This window comes from Peptoclostridium litorale DSM 5388 (genome assembly GCF_900141635.1).
GTDB lineage: Bacteria > Bacillota > Clostridia > Peptostreptococcales > Peptostreptococcaceae > Peptoclostridium > Peptoclostridium litorale.
Window position 1 is genome coordinate 1 of the sequence record NZ_FSRH01000014.1, and the last position, 15,410, is coordinate 15,410.

At 42.2% G+C, this 15,410-nt stretch carries 12 protein-coding genes; 1 reads left to right on the forward strand and 11 read right to left on the reverse strand.

Annotated features, from left to right (window positions below; translation table 11 throughout):
• Positions 1 to 667: 667 nt before the first annotated feature.
• The 8 genes from BUQ87_RS12020 to purR form a co-directional block, all read right to left on the reverse strand.
• Positions 668 to 2,308, reverse strand: a complete 1,641-nt coding sequence (locus tag BUQ87_RS12020; RefSeq protein ID WP_052636312.1) for a putative polysaccharide biosynthesis protein — start codon at positions 2,306 to 2,308, stop codon at positions 668 to 670.
• Positions 2,309 to 2,381: 73 nt separating this feature from the next.
• Positions 2,382 to 3,371, reverse strand: a complete 990-nt coding sequence (locus tag BUQ87_RS12025) for a peptidylprolyl isomerase (RefSeq protein ID WP_038267190.1) — start codon at positions 3,369 to 3,371, stop codon at positions 2,382 to 2,384.
• Positions 3,372 to 3,405: 34 nt separating this feature from the next.
• Complete coding sequence (mfd, locus tag BUQ87_RS12030; protein ID WP_038267193.1) at positions 3,406 to 6,783, reverse strand: transcription-repair coupling factor; 3,378 nt, start codon at positions 6,781 to 6,783, stop codon at positions 3,406 to 3,408.
• A 15-nt stretch (positions 6,784 to 6,798) separates the two neighbouring features.
• Entirely contained in the window at positions 6,799 to 7,359 is a 561-nt protein-coding gene (gene pth / locus BUQ87_RS12035) for an aminoacyl-tRNA hydrolase (RefSeq protein ID WP_038267196.1), read from the reverse strand.
• A gap of 122 nt (positions 7,360 to 7,481) precedes the next feature.
• Positions 7,482 to 8,435 carry a ribose-phosphate diphosphokinase gene (locus tag BUQ87_RS12040; RefSeq protein WP_038267199.1) on the reverse strand — a complete coding sequence of 318 codons (954 nt, stop codon included), beginning with the start codon at positions 8,433 to 8,435 and terminating at the stop codon, positions 7,482 to 7,484.
• 51 nt (positions 8,436 to 8,486) lie between these two features.
• Complete coding sequence (glmU, locus tag BUQ87_RS12045) at positions 8,487 to 9,860, reverse strand: bifunctional UDP-N-acetylglucosamine diphosphorylase/glucosamine-1-phosphate N-acetyltransferase GlmU (RefSeq protein WP_038267203.1); 1,374 nt, start codon at positions 9,858 to 9,860, stop codon at positions 8,487 to 8,489.
• A gap of 180 nt (positions 9,861 to 10,040) precedes the next feature.
• Positions 10,041 to 10,328, reverse strand: a complete 288-nt coding sequence (gene spoVG / locus BUQ87_RS12050) for a septation regulator SpoVG (RefSeq protein ID WP_038267206.1) — start codon at positions 10,326 to 10,328, stop codon at positions 10,041 to 10,043.
• 211 nt (positions 10,329 to 10,539) lie between these two features.
• Positions 10,540 to 11,352: a pur operon repressor gene (purR, locus tag BUQ87_RS12055; protein ID WP_038267209.1), complete on the reverse strand. Its 813-nt coding sequence runs from the start codon at positions 11,350 to 11,352 to the stop codon at positions 10,540 to 10,542.
• Positions 11,353 to 11,593: 241 nt separating this feature from the next.
• On the opposite strand from purR, the gene murC reads away from it, so the two are divergent.
• On the forward strand, positions 11,594 to 12,955 hold the full coding sequence (murC, locus tag BUQ87_RS12060; RefSeq protein ID WP_038267212.1) for a UDP-N-acetylmuramate--L-alanine ligase: 1,362 nt from the start codon (positions 11,594 to 11,596) through the stop codon (positions 12,953 to 12,955).
• 56 nt (positions 12,956 to 13,011) lie between these two features.
• On the opposite strand, the gene BUQ87_RS12065 is transcribed toward murC, so the two are convergent.
• From BUQ87_RS12065 to rnmV, 3 genes are read right to left on the reverse strand one after another with little or no spacing between them, the layout of a single operon-like run.
• Positions 13,012 to 13,974 carry a cation diffusion facilitator family transporter gene (locus tag BUQ87_RS12065; RefSeq protein WP_074210108.1) on the reverse strand — a complete coding sequence of 321 codons (963 nt, stop codon included), beginning with the start codon at positions 13,972 to 13,974 and terminating at the stop codon, positions 13,012 to 13,014.
• Positions 13,975 to 13,976: 2 nt separating this feature from the next.
• The gene (gene rsmA, locus BUQ87_RS12070; protein WP_038267215.1) at positions 13,977 to 14,852 is read right to left on the reverse strand and encodes a 16S rRNA (adenine(1518)-N(6)/adenine(1519)-N(6))-dimethyltransferase RsmA; all 876 of its coding nucleotides are present in this window, start codon (positions 14,850 to 14,852) and stop codon (positions 13,977 to 13,979) included.
• Positions 14,845 to 15,393, reverse strand: a complete 549-nt coding sequence (gene rnmV / locus BUQ87_RS12075) for a ribonuclease M5 (protein WP_038267451.1) — start codon at positions 15,391 to 15,393, stop codon at positions 14,845 to 14,847. The genes rsmA and rnmV overlap by 8 nt, the downstream gene beginning before the upstream one ends.
• Positions 15,394 to 15,410: the final 17 nt, after the last annotated feature.

Sequence of the window (15,410 nt, forward strand, 5' to 3'; positions counted from 1 at the left end):
ATCCTCTTGACTCATGACAAACTGTAAAATTACAGTTATCACTGACTGTTTGTTTCATGGTTTGACCGAAAAAATTCGGTCTATGGTTTGCTGTTTAGTTTTCAAGGTTCAATGTTCGCCGCCTCTTGGCGACTCTTATTATTTTACTCTGTCGCTTTCATTCTGTCAAGAACTTTTTTGAAGCCGTAACACTGCTTGTGAAGCAAGTAGATGTACGTCTCATACAAGTGTTGCCCAAGAGAATTTTCAAGTGAAATTCGATTGACTGCAACATACTGCTAAAGTCCTTTTGGCTCTCGGCTTGTTTGCCGTGTGCCCTGTCCGGCGACAAGTAATACTATACCAACTTTCTAAAATACTGTCAACAGGTTTTCATCACTTTTTTAATTTATCTTTTTTATCTATACTTTATCCAAAAACAAACCTATTAAGTCCGTTCAGCTTCGAACTTTAGGTTTATCATTCCTCATTATATTTCGATTTTGTGTTTTTTATAATCAGTCCGCCTTTTGTTTTATTATCAATTTTTCTATAATAAAGCCATTGTCATGCGTCAATTTTTTCATATGCACCCCATGTATTTCAACCGCTCCGTTATCTATTCCCACAAATAAAAAAGAAGCCTGGGGCATTTATATGCTAGGCTTCTTTTACACAAGTATTCTTGTTATGCTCTTTTTTCATCTACTGCCAAACAGTCATTTCCACTTATCAGCCTTAGCTTCACAAGTATTTTCGACAGTTTTTTGCCCTTTGGAAGAGTCATTATCTCTTTGTTTGTTATTATTCCGACCTTGAAAAGCAGTATCGCATAAACAGCCATGCCCACTCCTATTGAACCTACGCATGCCATGTTGTTCCCTACACCCGGATATATTATGCCGAATGTCAGTTTTACGACAGCGCCCATTATAGCAGATGCCGCAAACGGCTTAACTATGGAATCCACAAGGTTAAACTCTACATTCATATATTTTTTAAGCTGAATGAAGTTCAATATGGCCGCCACAGAATATGCCACTACAGTTCCCAGTGCTGCGCCCTTTACATTTATCTCAGGTATTCCGGTAAGCACATAGCTTATTACTATTTTGAGCACTGCGCCTATAGCAAGGTTGATCACCGGTACATGCGCCTTGTCCATCCCTTGGAATATCCCTGTGAATGTCTGTGTAAAGCAAAGGAATACTACTCCAAATGAAAGTACAAGAAGTATCTGCCCTGTAGATGAAGGCTCGTTCGGGAACAGCATCTGCATTATCGGCACTGAAAGCACGGCAAGCCCTACTGCCGCCGGGAACGAAAGCACGCTTGCAACCTTCATTGATATTTGTGTCTGTTCTTTTGCCTTTTGCATGTTCTTTGTAGCAATGCATTGTGATATTATCGGCACAAGGCTCATCGAAAGGGCTACAGTGAGAACCTGAGGCAAGTTTACAAGTGTTGCCGCCATTCCTGTAAGCTGTCCGTAAAGGCTTGATGATTCTTCAATGCTGAATCCTATACCCTGAAGCCTTCTCATCACTATGGCGGTATCTATAAATGTCATTATAGGTATTACAGCCGCACCAATAGTTATCGGTACAGCTATGCCAAGCAGCCTCTTTATAATGTCTCCTGACGTTTCTTCAACTTCAGGTTCGAATGTGCTTTTTTCAACTTCTGCCTTTATGTCTTTTCTACTGCTCATGTATATGCCTATCATGAATATCGCACCAAATACGGCTCCTGCAGTAGCTCCAAATGAAGCACCCGCAGCAGCATACTCTTTTCCCTTGTCCAAAAAGAAAAATGCAAGGAAAAGGCCAAGGCCAACTCTGAAAAATTGCTCTATTATTTGCGATACCGCTGTAGGCTTCATATTCTGAAGCCCCTGGAAATAGCCCCTGTATGACGACATTACAGATACGAAAACCAGCGCTGGAGCTATTGCCTTCATAGAATAGAGTGCCTTAGGGTTTTTAAACCAGCTCACAACTAGAAAATCCGCACCGAAAAACAAAATTGCCGATGTTATGATCCCCACGCTTATAAGCGCTCTGAATGATACCTTGAACACCCTGTGCGCACCCCTTCTGTCTCCCAAAGCAATTTTTTCGGATACAAGCTTTGATATTGCCGTTGGAAAACCTGCTGTAGATACTACAAGAAGGAGAACATACAGCGGATATGCCGTAGAGTAGTACCCCATGCCTTCAGAGGTTATTATGTTTACAAGCGGTATTCTGAAAAACGCTCCCATGACCTTGACTAATATTCCTGCCAGGCCCAGTATGAAGGCTCCTTTTAAAAAGGAATCTTTTTTCATCCAAATTTCCTCCTATAAAGACTTAATTTACACAGGCTCGGGTCTATGCCCGAGCCTATCAGTTTTAGTCTTTTTACTTTTTTTCTTCAATATACTTTTCTATTTTTGCCTTTTCCATTAGCTTTTCAATATAGCCTTCGTACTCGTCTTGTCTTATCTGCTCCACAATCGACTCCTTCACCTCTTCAAATCCAGGTGTCTCGTCAATTTTATCGTAAACCTTTATTATGTGGTATCCAAACTGCGACTGAACAAGTTCTGACATTTGACCTTTTTCAAGTCCAAACGCCGCATTTTCAAATTCCGGCACCATCACGCCTTTTTTGAAAAAGCCAAGGTCTCCTCCATTTGGAGCCGAGCCTTCGTCTTCAGAATAGTCTTTCGCAAGCTGCGCGAAATCTTCTCCATCCTTTGCCTTTTTGAGTATGTCCTGTGCAATCTCTTTCTTTTTGGCTATTTCTTCTTCCGCAAGAGGGTTCAGGCTTCCGTCCACCGTCTTTATAAGTATGTGGGATGCCTTTACCTGGTTATTCCTGTAGCTTTCCTTGTTCTTTTCATAGTAGTCCTTGGCATTTGAATCTTCCACCTTGAAATTGTCCTTGAAATCCTGTTCAAACTTCATAACCATCAGCTCTTTTTCTATCTGCGCTTTCAGGAACTCATCGTCTATGCCGTTTTCTTCCATGAATTTCTTTATCTGCTCATCTTTTTCTATGTTCTGCTTGAACTGCTCCATCTGATCGTTTATTTCCGCCTCTTCAGCTTTTATGCCTTTCTTTACCGCCTCTTGGTATTTCACCTCATCTGATATCATCTTGTCCAGTATCTGGGCCTTTACTACTTCAAGGAATGTTTTTCCTTCCCCCGCATCCTTTGTCCAGATTTCCTCTCCATACATTGCCTCATAGCCCTTTTTAGCAAGCGCAAGATTCTTTTCAAATTCAGCCGACTTTATGAGCTTGTCATTCACCTTTGCAACTGCGTCCTTTGGGGCGCCTCCATTGCAAGCCACAAGTGAAAACATGACAATAACTATTGTCAAAATACTAATTAACCTTTTCATATCAAAACATCCTCTCCTGTTTTATGATGATAGTCTATTTTATCATCTTTTCCATTACCTCGGCAATTTCTGTAATCAATTTGTAATGATTTTTTTCTTTGGGCCTGAACATGTAGTAAGGTTCTATCAATATCTTGTCGTCGCGCCATCTTATAGCCTTTACATCTAGCTTTTTACCCAGCGCCTTTGCATATCCAGCCATTATTAGCGTCCCTACCGGCAGAGGTATGTCAGAAAATCTGTCTTCTATCTCCTCTTGTATTTCATACATGTCCTTCTTGTCTTCTATAGATGCTATCTTCTTGTATATCTCTATTTTTGTGGACTCATCGTCTATATAGTCCTGTGGTATATACGCCTCGAGTTTCAGTTCTATTTCGGTATCAGCCTCTTTTACAACCTCTTCTCCCTTTAGCCTTTTTATTGCATTGGAAAGCATTTTCACATAAAGGTCATATCCTATTGACGCCATGTGTCCGTGCTGCTGTGATCCAAGCAGGTTTCCAGCCCCTCTTATCTCAAGGTCCCTCATTGCTATTTTAAATCCTGAGCCAAACTCTGTAAATTCCTTTATAGCCTTGAGCCTTTTTTCAGAAACCTCACTCAGCACCTTGTCCTTTTCATATGCAAAATATGCATACGCCTGCCTCGACGACCTTCCGACCCTTCCCCTTAGCTGATACAGCTGGGAAAGCCCCATCTTGTCGGCATCATACACTATTATGGTGTTGGCGTTTGATATATCCATTCCAGTTTCTATTATAGTGGTGCATACAAGAACATTGGTCTCCTTTTGAAGGAATCTCATCATTACCTTTTCAAGCTGCCTCGAGCTCATCTGTCCATGTCCAAGGTCCACGTTTGCAGACGGCACTATGCTTTTTATCTTTGCGGCGATGTCCTCTATTCCGTTCACCCTGTTATATACGAAAAACACCTGTCCGCCCCTTGCTATTTCACGTTCTATGGCGTCTGCCATTATGCTTTCCTTGGCCTCCACTACGAATGTACGCACAGGATGCCTCTCTTCAGGAGGCTCCTCTATGACGCTCATGTCCCTTATGCCAGTGAGCGACATGTGAAGGGTTCTCGGTATGGGGGTTGCCGAAAGCGCGAGCACATCCACAGTCTCCTTGACCTTTTTTATCTTTTCCTTGTGCTTTACTCCAAACCTTTGCTCCTCGTCTATGACGAGAAGGCCAAGGTCCTTAAAGCTTATGTCCTTTGAGAGTATCCTGTGGGTCCCTATTAGAACATCTACAAGGCCTTTCCTTGCATCTTCTATTATCTGCTTTTGCTGCTTTTCAGTCTTGAACCTGCTCAGCACCTCGACCCTTATAGGGAAGTTTTCAAACCTTCCGGCAAAAGTTACATAGTGCTGCTGAGCAAGTATCGTAGTCGGAACCAAAAGCGCCACCTGCTTCGATTCCATGCAGGCCTTGAATACTGCCCTTATGGCGACCTCTGTCTTGCCATATCCCACGTCTCCGCATATGAGCCTGTCCATTATCCGATCCGACTCCATATCCCTTTTGACCTCTTCTATGGCTTTTTTTTGGTCTTCCGTCTCCTCGTACGGGAACAGGTTTTCAAACTCGCCCTGCCATGTCGTATCCTCTGCGAATGAGTATCCTTTTCGCTCCTCCCTCTTCGCATACAGTTCTACAAGCTCTTTTGCCATGTCTTCCACGGCCTTTTGGGTCTTCTTTTTCACCTTGTTCCACTCGTTCGATCCAAGCTTGCTGAGCTTCACCCGCTCCCCGTCTGATCCGATGTATTTTTGCACCTTGTCGAGCTGGTCTGTAGGAACATAAAGCGAATCCGAACCTGCATATGTTATCTTTAGGTAATCCTTTTTAATGTCCCCCACTGCGAGCTGGCTCATGCCCTCATACTTGCCTATACCGTGGCTTTCGTGAACCACATAGTCCCCTGTCGAAAGTTCAAGGAAGCTTTCTATCTGCCTTGCGTTTTTTATCTTCTTTTTGCGCTTTTCCTGGCCTTTTTTGTGGGCTCCCAGCACTTCCTTGTCCGTTATCAGTGTGAATGCCGCATCCGTATAGCTGAATCCGCTCGCCACACCCCCTATTGTCACGGCTATTTGAGATGGCTTAAGATCAGCATCTCGCCTTTCGACTATGCTGCAGGCCAGTCCCGATGATTCAACCATGTCATATATGTTCTTTGCCGCATCCTTGTCTCCTATGGATATGAGTATGCTGTGCCCCTTGTCCTTGAGGTATTTGAGCTCGCTTATGAACATGTCCCTCTTGGCTCCAAACGGGTGGATTTCCCTCGCGGCAAAATTCAGCGAAAGGGATTTGCCAAATCCCCGTACGTCCTTTGGCAGCATAGACATCAGTACGACAGGCCTGTCATCAGCATCGTCCATTATATCCTCAACCCCGAGCAGAATATCCGATTGACCCTGCAGTGCATACCCCTTTTCAAAGGAGTTCAGGAATATTTCATTAAATTCCTCCCTGTAGTTTCTTTCGCGCTCCGTTATCCTCGAAGGCTCATTCATTATTACAAGGGAGTCCTTTGGCAGGTAGCTTATCAGAGTATCCGGCTTTTCATATATATAGTCGACATAGTTTTCAATTCCCTCAAAGTATATCCCGTCTCTTATCATCTGGATATTTCTCAGTGCATCTTCGCCGTTTCCACCGGCAATTTCGTCCTCTACCCCCTCGAGAAGAGGCTTATGGTCTTCATATACGATTTCCCTTGCCGGAAGTATTTCAAAGCTATTTATCTTTTCAAGCGACTTTTGGCTTATCGGATCAAAACTTCTCATCGAGTCTATTTCATCCCCGAACAGCTCTATCCTCACTGGATATTCATATCCCGGGGAGAATATGTCTATTATGCCTCCCCTTACGCTGAACTGCCCTGCTCCTTCAACCTTTGCTTCCCTTTCATACCCCATGCGCGAAAGCTTTGCCGAAATCCACTGCACATCCAAAGTGTCATTTGCATCTATGCCTATTATGCTTTTTATGAGAATGTCCTTTGGAATATACTTTTTAAGAAGGGCCTCTACGCTTACTACGAGTATGCACCTTTCCCCTTTTGCAATTTTCGAAAGGGCCTGCACCCGCTTTATTTCTTCACTTCTGTCTCTTGCCTCCATCGAGTAGAAAAACATTTCGCTCGATGGCATATATACAGCTTTTTCCCCCGCATAAAACCTGGCATCTTCATATATGATCTTTGCATCAAGTTCGCTGTAGGCAACCACCAATGCACTCCTGCATTCAATCTGCTCAAAAAGAGCGCATGCCATATGGGCTTTTTGGCTTTGCACAAGCCCGCTTGCATGTATTGGCGTATTGCCTTCCCGTATTCCTTGGATCATTCTGTTGAATTCATAAGATCTTTTCAGCGGGCCAAAAAAAATATCAGCCATTTTTCATCACCTTTGTCAACTGTTAAATTTGTTCATGGCGGCGTCTACGCCCTCTTTTATTATCGCCTCTACAGACTGTGATGCTGATTTGAGCACGCTTTTCACATCCTCCATAGCATCCTTTTCAAATCTCGAAAGCACGAACGAGGCCAGGTCTCTCCCCTTTTCAGGCCTTCCCACACCTATTCTCACCCTTGGAAAAGTGTCAAACTGAAGGTTGTATATTATGGACTTCATTCCGTTATGTGTGCCCGCGCTCCCCTTTTTCCTTATTCTGAGCTTTCCAAGGTCAGTGTCTATGTCGTCATATATGACTATTAGCTCTTCAGGGCTTACCTTGTAGTAGTTGTATATGTCAAGAAGCGCCTCCCCGCTAAGGTTCATGTACGTCTGTGGCTTTACCAGAAGCACTTTCTGCCCTGCTATTCGGCCTTCACCTACAAGCGATTTATGCTTTAATTTTTTCAGTTCTATGCCATTTTCATCTGCCAGTATATCTATAACGTCAAAACCCACGTTATGCCTTGTTCCCTCATACTGTCTTCCCGGGTTTCCAAGCCCTACAATAACATACATTTCATATCCTCCCCACCTAATATTGCCAAACAAAAAAAAAGGCCACATTCATTTCGTCGCGACCTGTTATTGGAATCAGAGATAGGCGCATTACCAGTAATGCGCCTATTGATAATATTTTATTAGTCAAAAAGCTTGCTTACGGACTCGTTTAGGAATATCTTCTTTATAGCCTCTGCAAATAGCGGTGCTACAGACTCCACCACTATATTGTCCGCCTTTTTGTCTTCCGAAAGCGGTATTGTGTCGAGAACTACAAGTTCCTTTATAACTGAATCCTTTATTCTCTCTATGGCAGGTCCTGAAAGAACCGGGTGAGTACAGCATGCGTAAACCTCTTTTGCACCAAGGTCTTTAAGGGCTTTCGCTCCATTTGTTATTGTACCTGCAGTGTCTATCATGTCGTCAACAAGTATTACGTTCTTGCCCTCTATGTCCCCTATTATGTTCATGACTTCAGAAACATTGGCCTTTGGCCTTCTCTTGTCTATTATCGCTATAGGCGCTTCAAGGTGATTTGCAAAATTTCTCGCCCTTGTAACACTTCCAAGGTCTGGCGATACTACAACCACGTCTTCAAGTCCCTTGCTTTTGAAGTGCTCTGCAAGTATAGGAACTCCAAGAAGATGGTCAACAGGTATGTCGAAATATCCCTGTATCTGGGCTGCGTGAAGGTCCATTGTAAGAACCCTGTCTGCTCCTGCTGCTGTAAGAAGATCTGCGACAAGCTTTGCAGTGATAGGATCTCTCGCCTTAGCTTTTCTGTCCTGTCTTGCATATCCGTAGTATGGTATTACCGCTATTATTCTTCCAGCAGACGCTCTTTTTAGAGCATCTATCATTATAAGAAGCTCCATGATATTAGTGTTTACAGGTGCGCTTGTGGACTGGATCAAGAATACATCTCTTCCCCTTACCGATTCATTGAAATTTACAGAAATTTCCCCATCGCTGAAAGTAGATACAACAGCATCTCCTACAGGAACTCCCACAAGCTGAGCTATTTTTTGAGCAAGCTCCGGATTGGAATTACCCGTGAAAACCTTGATCTCGCTGCAACTACAATTAAAATTCATTTTTTAAAACCTCCCAAAATCTATATCTTCAAAATAAAAACATGCTAAATTTTACCTTTTCAATTTCCACTTTTCACTACTTACATAGCCTTCTTTTACAGTCTGTCTCTCTCTGGCTATTGCAAATGACTCCGCTGGAACATCTTTGTCTATAGTGGATCCAGCCGCTACATACGAGTTGTCACCGACATTTACAGGCGATATCAGATTGACATTGCATCCTATGAATGAATTGTCACCAACATTAGTCCTGAACTTGTTCTTGCCGTCATAGTTTACAAACACTACTCCGCATCCTATATTAACTCCTTCTCCAACATCTGCATCTCCTATATAGGAAAGATGCGATGCCTTGGAACCGTCTCCAAATGTCGAGTTTTTGACTTCTACAAAATCTCCTATTTTGGCATTTTTTCCTATTATGCTGTTTGGCCTTAAATATGCATAAGGGCCCACAGTAGTCTCCTCGCCGACTTTGCTTTTTATTATGGTTGAATTTTGTATGCTTGCTCTATCTTCTATTAATGACTCTTCTATCCTGCAGCCCGAACCTATTATGCAGTTTTTCCCTATAAAACTGCCAGACGATATTATGGCTCCGGGATATATTATTGTATCGCTGCCTATCTCGACGTCAGACTCTATATACGTATTTGCGGGGTCTATTATTGTAACTCCGCATACCATATGTCCTTCATTTATTTTTTTTCTCATTATCATTTCAGCCTTTGCAAGCTGGACTCTATCGTTGACTCCCATTATCTCCTGCTCACATGCACTGTCGCACGCTCCAGCCTTCATGCCCTGGCTTCTTATGATCTCTATTGCATCAGTCAGATAGTATTCTCCCTGTGCATTCTCATTCGAAAGACTTGAAAGGGCAGACTTTAGGGCTTTTCCTTCAAAGCAGTATATGCCTGAGTTTATCTCGCTTATGCGCTTTTCCTCTTCGCTTGCGTCTTTTTGCTCTACTATTTTCAAAAATTCACCGCTTGAATCCCTGACTATCCTTCCATATCCCAAAGGATTTTCAATGTGTGCCGAAAGCACGCTTACAGCATAGCCGTTATCCTCATGAAAATGCACAAAATCCGATATGGTTTTTACATTTATAAGAGGAGTATCTCCACATAGCACGAGAACCCTGTTGTTGTCATCTATGTATTTTTTTGCCATCAGAACCGCATGTCCCGTTCCCAGCTGCTGCTCCTGTGTTACAGTTGCAATGCCGTCCATAAGAACATTTTGGACTTTTTCAGCTCCATGCCCAACTACGACAACAGTTTCAGCCGAACCGGCTTTTGACGAAGCAGTTATCACATGGTTTACCATCTCTTTGCCGCACACCTTGTGTATTACCTTTGGAAGCTCGGATTTCATCCTTGTTCCCTTGCCCGCAGCAAGTATAATAGTCTTTAATTTCATACCAGTTAACACTCCCTTATTTAGGCGAACATATAACTATACTTTATCACAAAATACCGTGGATTTTAAGGATTTCCATAACTAATATAGCACTTTTTATAAAAAATGTACACTTTTAAATATATATTATTCATTTTTTTATTTCCATGCAAAAAAAAGAACCCCTGGGGGTTCTCTTTGTTACACTTCTACAGTTTCTGGAGCATCCTGAATGCTCTTGGCTTCATCATATGCTCTCAATATGGCATCTTGAAGCTCTGTTCTCATTTCCACATTTATAGGATGTGCTATGTCCTTAAAGCCTCCCTCTGCAAGCTTTTTGCTCGGCATGGCTACAAAAAATCCGCTTTTCCCCTCTATTATCTTTATATCGTGCACTACAAAAGCATCGTCGAAAGTAACAGATACAACTCCCTTCATCTTTCCGTCTTCAATTACCTTTCTCACTCTTATGTCTGTAATATTCAAGCCAGTCACTCCTCTCGGGCATGTCGATTTCTCAGTATATTGTTTGATTATTAAAAAGATTTATACACTTACCATTCTACAAAAAACTACGCCATCCTTCAAGAAACTTCTAAATTTTCTGACTCTTATTTTTGTTTTTTTGAAAAATAAAAGAGTGCAAACTGATAAAATCCAGATTTGCACCCTTGTTTTTCCCATATGCTCTTTTATTTTACATTATGACATCTTCATTTGGAATTGTCTCCACAGAATCATTTTCAATCCTTATTAGCCTCAAAAGAGAAATACATCCTTCAACAAGCTTTTCCTGAGGAGTGTCTGTAGATATGAGAACTCCCTTTCCGACCACATCAGCTTTGAATTCTTTCATAAGGTCCTCCATTCCCTTCAGAGTCCCTCCTCCTCTCATGAAATCATCTATGAGTATTACCTTCGAACCTTCTTTAAGGGATTTTCTAGGAAGAGACATTGTCTGTATCTTTTCTTTTGACGCAGACACATAGTTTATGCTCAGCGACGAGCCTTCCGATATCTTTGTGTTTTTTCTTATTATGACAAGCGGCAGATTCATGGCATTTGCAGTTGCAAGGGCCAGCGGTATGCCTTTTGTCTCTATGGTCACAACGCAGTCCGCCTCACTGTAGTCTATATATGACGCAAACAGCTTGCCGACCTTTGATACTATCTGCGGACTGTATATAAGGTCTATAAGATATAGGAATTTCCCGGGAAGAATCCTCTCCGGATCGTTTATCTGCTCGCAAAGCTCGTTTAAAAGCTCCTTTGCATCTTCCCTGCTGACCTTTGGTATATACTTTACGCCGCCTGCCGCGCCCGCTATAGTTATGACCTTTCCAAGATTGAGCTTTTCAAAAACATTCTTCACTATTAGAATATCTTCGCTTATTGTAGATTTTGCCGCGTTAAATTTTTGTGTGAAATAACTGAGTGTAAAAATCTTGTTCGGGCTGTCCGAAAGTATTTTTACTATACCCCCAATTCTTTCATTTCTCTTGAACTTCATTAAAGAAACCTCCTTAAAAATTCAATTCCTTTTTAAATTGTGTATTCTAAAAATATTATATTTTAAGTTTTAGTATTATCATGATATTTGAGCCTTTTTATGCTATAATTTAAAAGACTCTCTGGCATACATCCAGCTGTGTTGCTGGCTGCATCACATTAATCTTTTACATTATATACGAAAATTTTGCTTTGTTCAAGCTAAAATGTTCACTTTTATTTTTATAGCGGAGGTTATCAATATGAATATACACTTTATCGGAATCGGCGGCATCGGGATGAGCGCACTTGCCACGATATGCCTGAGCAAGGGTTTTGGCGTATCTGGTTCTGACTGCAGGGAATCCGACATTACAAGAAATCTAATATCCGCCGGAGCTACCATATACATAGGACATAAATCAAGCAACGTCCGCGAGGATGTAAATACCGTAGTATATACTGCTGCGGTTTCACCTGAAAACGAGGAAATCAAAAGCGCTATTGAAAAAGGCATACAGCTTCTTGATAGAGCGGAGTTTCTGGGACTTTTGATGAAGGAATACACTAACTGCATAGCTATTTCCGGAACCCACGGAAAGACAAGTACAACCTCTATGGTTTCTGTAATATTCCAATCGTGCAATCTCGACCCTACAATACTTGTAGGAGGCAATCTATCTTGCATAGGCGGAAATGTGCGCGTGGGACAGTCCCAAAACTTCATAACCGAGGCATGCGAATATGTGGACAGCTTCCTTAAGTTCCATCCTCAAATAGCTGTGATCACAAATATAGATGCCGACCACCTTGACTACTTCAAGGACATAGAACACATAAAATCTTCATTCGGCAAATTTGCATCGCTTGTTCCTTCAAATGGATATGTAATTGCAAATGGTGATGACGAAAACATAAAGGATATGCTCAGCAAATATTCAAACGACATAGGCGCCAATATTTTAAAATACGGGTTTTCAGATTCAAATGACGCGGTAATACAGAATGTGTCTTTTGACGATTTGGGGCTGGGTTCCTTCTCGCTATCCATGGACGGCAAAGAGATCGGGCCGTTCTCGCTTTCAGTGCCGGGAACGCACAATGTGCTGAATGCGGCTGCGGCAATAATTTCATCTATTGCCGCAGGCGTTGGCGATAGTGAAATAACAACTCCGCTAAAGACTTATATGGGAGTCGGCAGGAGATTCGAGCGAAAGGGCAATTTAAACGGGGTGCAATTCATAGACGACTATGCTCATCACCCAACTGAAATTTCGGCAACCCTTTCAGCCGCTATAAACTTTTGCAAAGGAAGGCTTTGGTGCATATTCCAGCCCCATACCTACACGAGGACCAAGCTTTTGCTTGATGAGTTTTCCCACGCTTTTGCCGATGCAGACAATATAATAGTACCTGACATATACGCGGCGAGGGAAAAGGACAATGGCGATATCCACGCCAAAGACCTGGTTGACATGATAGCCTCAAACGGAGGCAATGCTGTATACATGAAAAGCTTTGAGGACATAGCAAGCCATATAACCCAAAATGCAGCCCCTGATGACATGGTCATAACCATGGGAGCCGGGGACGTATACAAGATAAACGATATTATTTTAAAATAACCAAATGCAAAAGCCAGACATCAGTCTGGCTTTTTTGTATCATCTATTATCTGCTTTTAACTTTTATTTATATATACTTTCCCGCAGCCTTCTTCACATGATGGGTTGTTGCAGTCCTGAATTTTCAGGCATCCTTCATGCTTTTGTTCCCTTCTGCAGGGGTCTATGTGAACCACAACCTCTTTTATTATAGATATCTGCGTCCTCACCTTGTTCTGCACATCTTCCGCAATATCATGGGCATCATAAACGCTCATGTTCGGGTCGACGCATATTGCTATGTCAACGTATGCCATCGAACCGTGTATTCTGGTCCTGAGACTACTTATATTTTTCACTCCGTAAACGCCAATAGATATTTCCCTTATTGCATACTCTGTCTCCTTGTCCACTGATGTGTCCATGAGCTCGTTTGCGCTTGTCTTTAATATTTCGAACCCGACCTTTAAAACCAAAAGCGACACTATAATACCCGCAAGCGGATCAAGAAAGCCGTATCCCATTATAGCCCCGCCCACACCTATTAACGTTCCAACAGATGAAAGCGCATCGGACCTGTGATGCCATGCATCAGCTATAAGCGCCTTTGAGTTTATATCGCGCCCTACTTTTACAGTTATCCTGTACTGGACTTCTTTTATCAGTATTGATATTATTGCGGCAAACAATGCTATATATGAAGGGGTCTTTATGTTCTCGGGATGCAGCATGAGTTTCATGGAGCCAAGTCCTATCTTTACCCCCGCATAAATAAGGACCAACGAAAGTACAAATGCCGCCAGCGTTTCCGCCTTTTCATGGCCGTAGTTATGCTCCTCGTCCCTTGGTTTTTTTGCCACTACTATTCCGGCAAGCACTCCTATTGATGTTATGACATCCGACAGCGAGTGGAATCCATCTGCAACTATGGCATTTGAATTTCCCAGTACACCAACCGCTATCTTGAATACTGACAGGAATATGTTTATATATATCGATATAATGGTTATTCTGTTGGCCTTTTTGTACCTTTCATCCATTTTTAAGCCTCCGTTCGGATGAATTTGTAAAATTCATTCGAAAGTCTTGCAAATTCATCTATGCTTAAAGTCTCTCCTCTTCTGACAGGATCTATGCCCGCCGACTCGAGTATTCTCTTTATATCTTCCTTGGACACTCCCATGTCATAGCTTCCAAGGCAGTTAAGTATGGTCTTTCTCCTCTTTGAAAAAGCTCCTTTTACGACCTTGAAAAACAGCTTCTTGTCCACTACCTTTATTTTGGGATTCTCCAAAACGTCAAGCCTTATTACAGTCGAATCAACCTTGGGCTGTGGTATGAACACTGTCTTTGGAACATTTGTCACTATTTCAGTCTCGCAGTAGTACTGGACAGCCACAGAAAGAGAACCGTAATCCTTTGTCGAAGGTACAGCGTTCATCCTGTCAGCGACCTCTTTTTGTATCATTACCACTATTGAACTCACAGGGATTTCCTCTTCTATAAACCTCATCACTATCGGCGTTGTTATATAATAAGGAAGATTTGCTATTAGCTTCACCCTCTTGCCCTCAAGCTTTTCATCTATTACCTTTTTTACGTCCATTTTCAGTATGTCTTCATTTATCAGTTCTACGTTTTCAAGATCTGAAAGCGTATTTTCAAGTATAGGTATAAGGCTTTTGTCTATTTCAACGGCTATCACCTTCTTAGCCCTCTTTGCTATCTCCCTTGTAAGTGTTCCTATTCCAGGACCGACCTCTATAACGAAATCTTCAGGTCCTATATTGGCTCCCTCCACTATATTGTCCACCACATTTGAATCTATAAGAAAGTTTTGCCCAAGTGATTTTGAAAACTTGAAGCCGTGTTTTTCCACTATTCTCTTTGTAGCGCTTGGCGACGATAATCTATCCATTAAACTCCTCCTGATACTTTTTAAGTGATTCTTCAAATTCCTCTCTTGATACCCCATATCTGTTGAGCCTGTTTAAAAACTGCTTTGCATTGCCGTAGCCTATTCCAAGCAGTGCTCCCACGAAATCCCTCTTGAAAGAGGCCTCTCTCGACCCTTCAAGTCCGTTACTCAAAAGGTCTGTCTTTTTAAATTCACATCTTGATTCCTTTTTTTCAGTCCTTACCTTTTTAAGGGCTCTTATTATGCTCTCTTCAGATGCGTTTTCTATGCCTATGTCATCACCCTTTATTGCCTCAGCCCTAGGAAGGAATGCATGCTTGCACTCGGGCACCATGTCGGATACCTTTTTTCTTATCTTCTCGCCCGCAAAGTCAGGGTCTGTAAAAACTATTATCCCCTTCCGCTTTGCGGCCTGGACTATTCGTTTTTCGACTCCCCTTGGAAATCCAAACCCCCCGGTTGCTATAAGCTCCGCATCGACAGCCCTTTTTACAGCACATATGTCGTCCCGGCCTTCTACCACTATAATCTCATCTATGATCAAAAGTATCACCTCTT

Coding starts and splice junctions, on each gene's coding strand:
- BUQ87_RS12020 (WP_052636312.1), bottom strand. CDS start 2,308: ATGAAAAAAGATTCCTTTTTAAAAGGAGCCTTCATACTGGGCCTGGCA.
- BUQ87_RS12025 (WP_038267190.1), bottom strand. CDS start 3,371: ATGAAAAGGTTAATTAGTATTTTGACAATAGTTATTGTCATGTTTTCA.
- mfd (WP_038267193.1), bottom strand. CDS start 6,783: ATGGCTGATATTTTTTTTGGCCCGCTGAAAAGATCTTATGAATTCAAC.
- pth (WP_038267196.1), bottom strand. CDS start 7,359: ATGTATGTTATTGTAGGGCTTGGAAACCCGGGAAGACAGTATGAGGGA.
- BUQ87_RS12040 (WP_038267199.1), bottom strand. CDS start 8,435: ATGAATTTTAATTGTAGTTGCAGCGAGATCAAGGTTTTCACGGGTAAT.
- glmU (WP_038267203.1), bottom strand. CDS start 9,860: ATGAAATTAAAGACTATTATACTTGCTGCGGGCAAGGGAACAAGGATG.
- purR (WP_038267209.1), bottom strand. CDS start 11,352: ATGAAGTTCAAGAGAAATGAAAGAATTGGGGGTATAGTAAAAATACTT.
- murC (WP_038267212.1), top strand. CDS start 11,594: ATGAATATACACTTTATCGGAATCGGCGGCATCGGGATGAGCGCACTT.
- BUQ87_RS12065 (WP_074210108.1), bottom strand. CDS start 13,974: ATGGATGAAAGGTACAAAAAGGCCAACAGAATAACCATTATATCGATA.
- rsmA (WP_038267215.1), bottom strand. CDS start 14,852: ATGGATAGATTATCGTCGCCAAGCGCTACAAAGAGAATAGTGGAAAAA.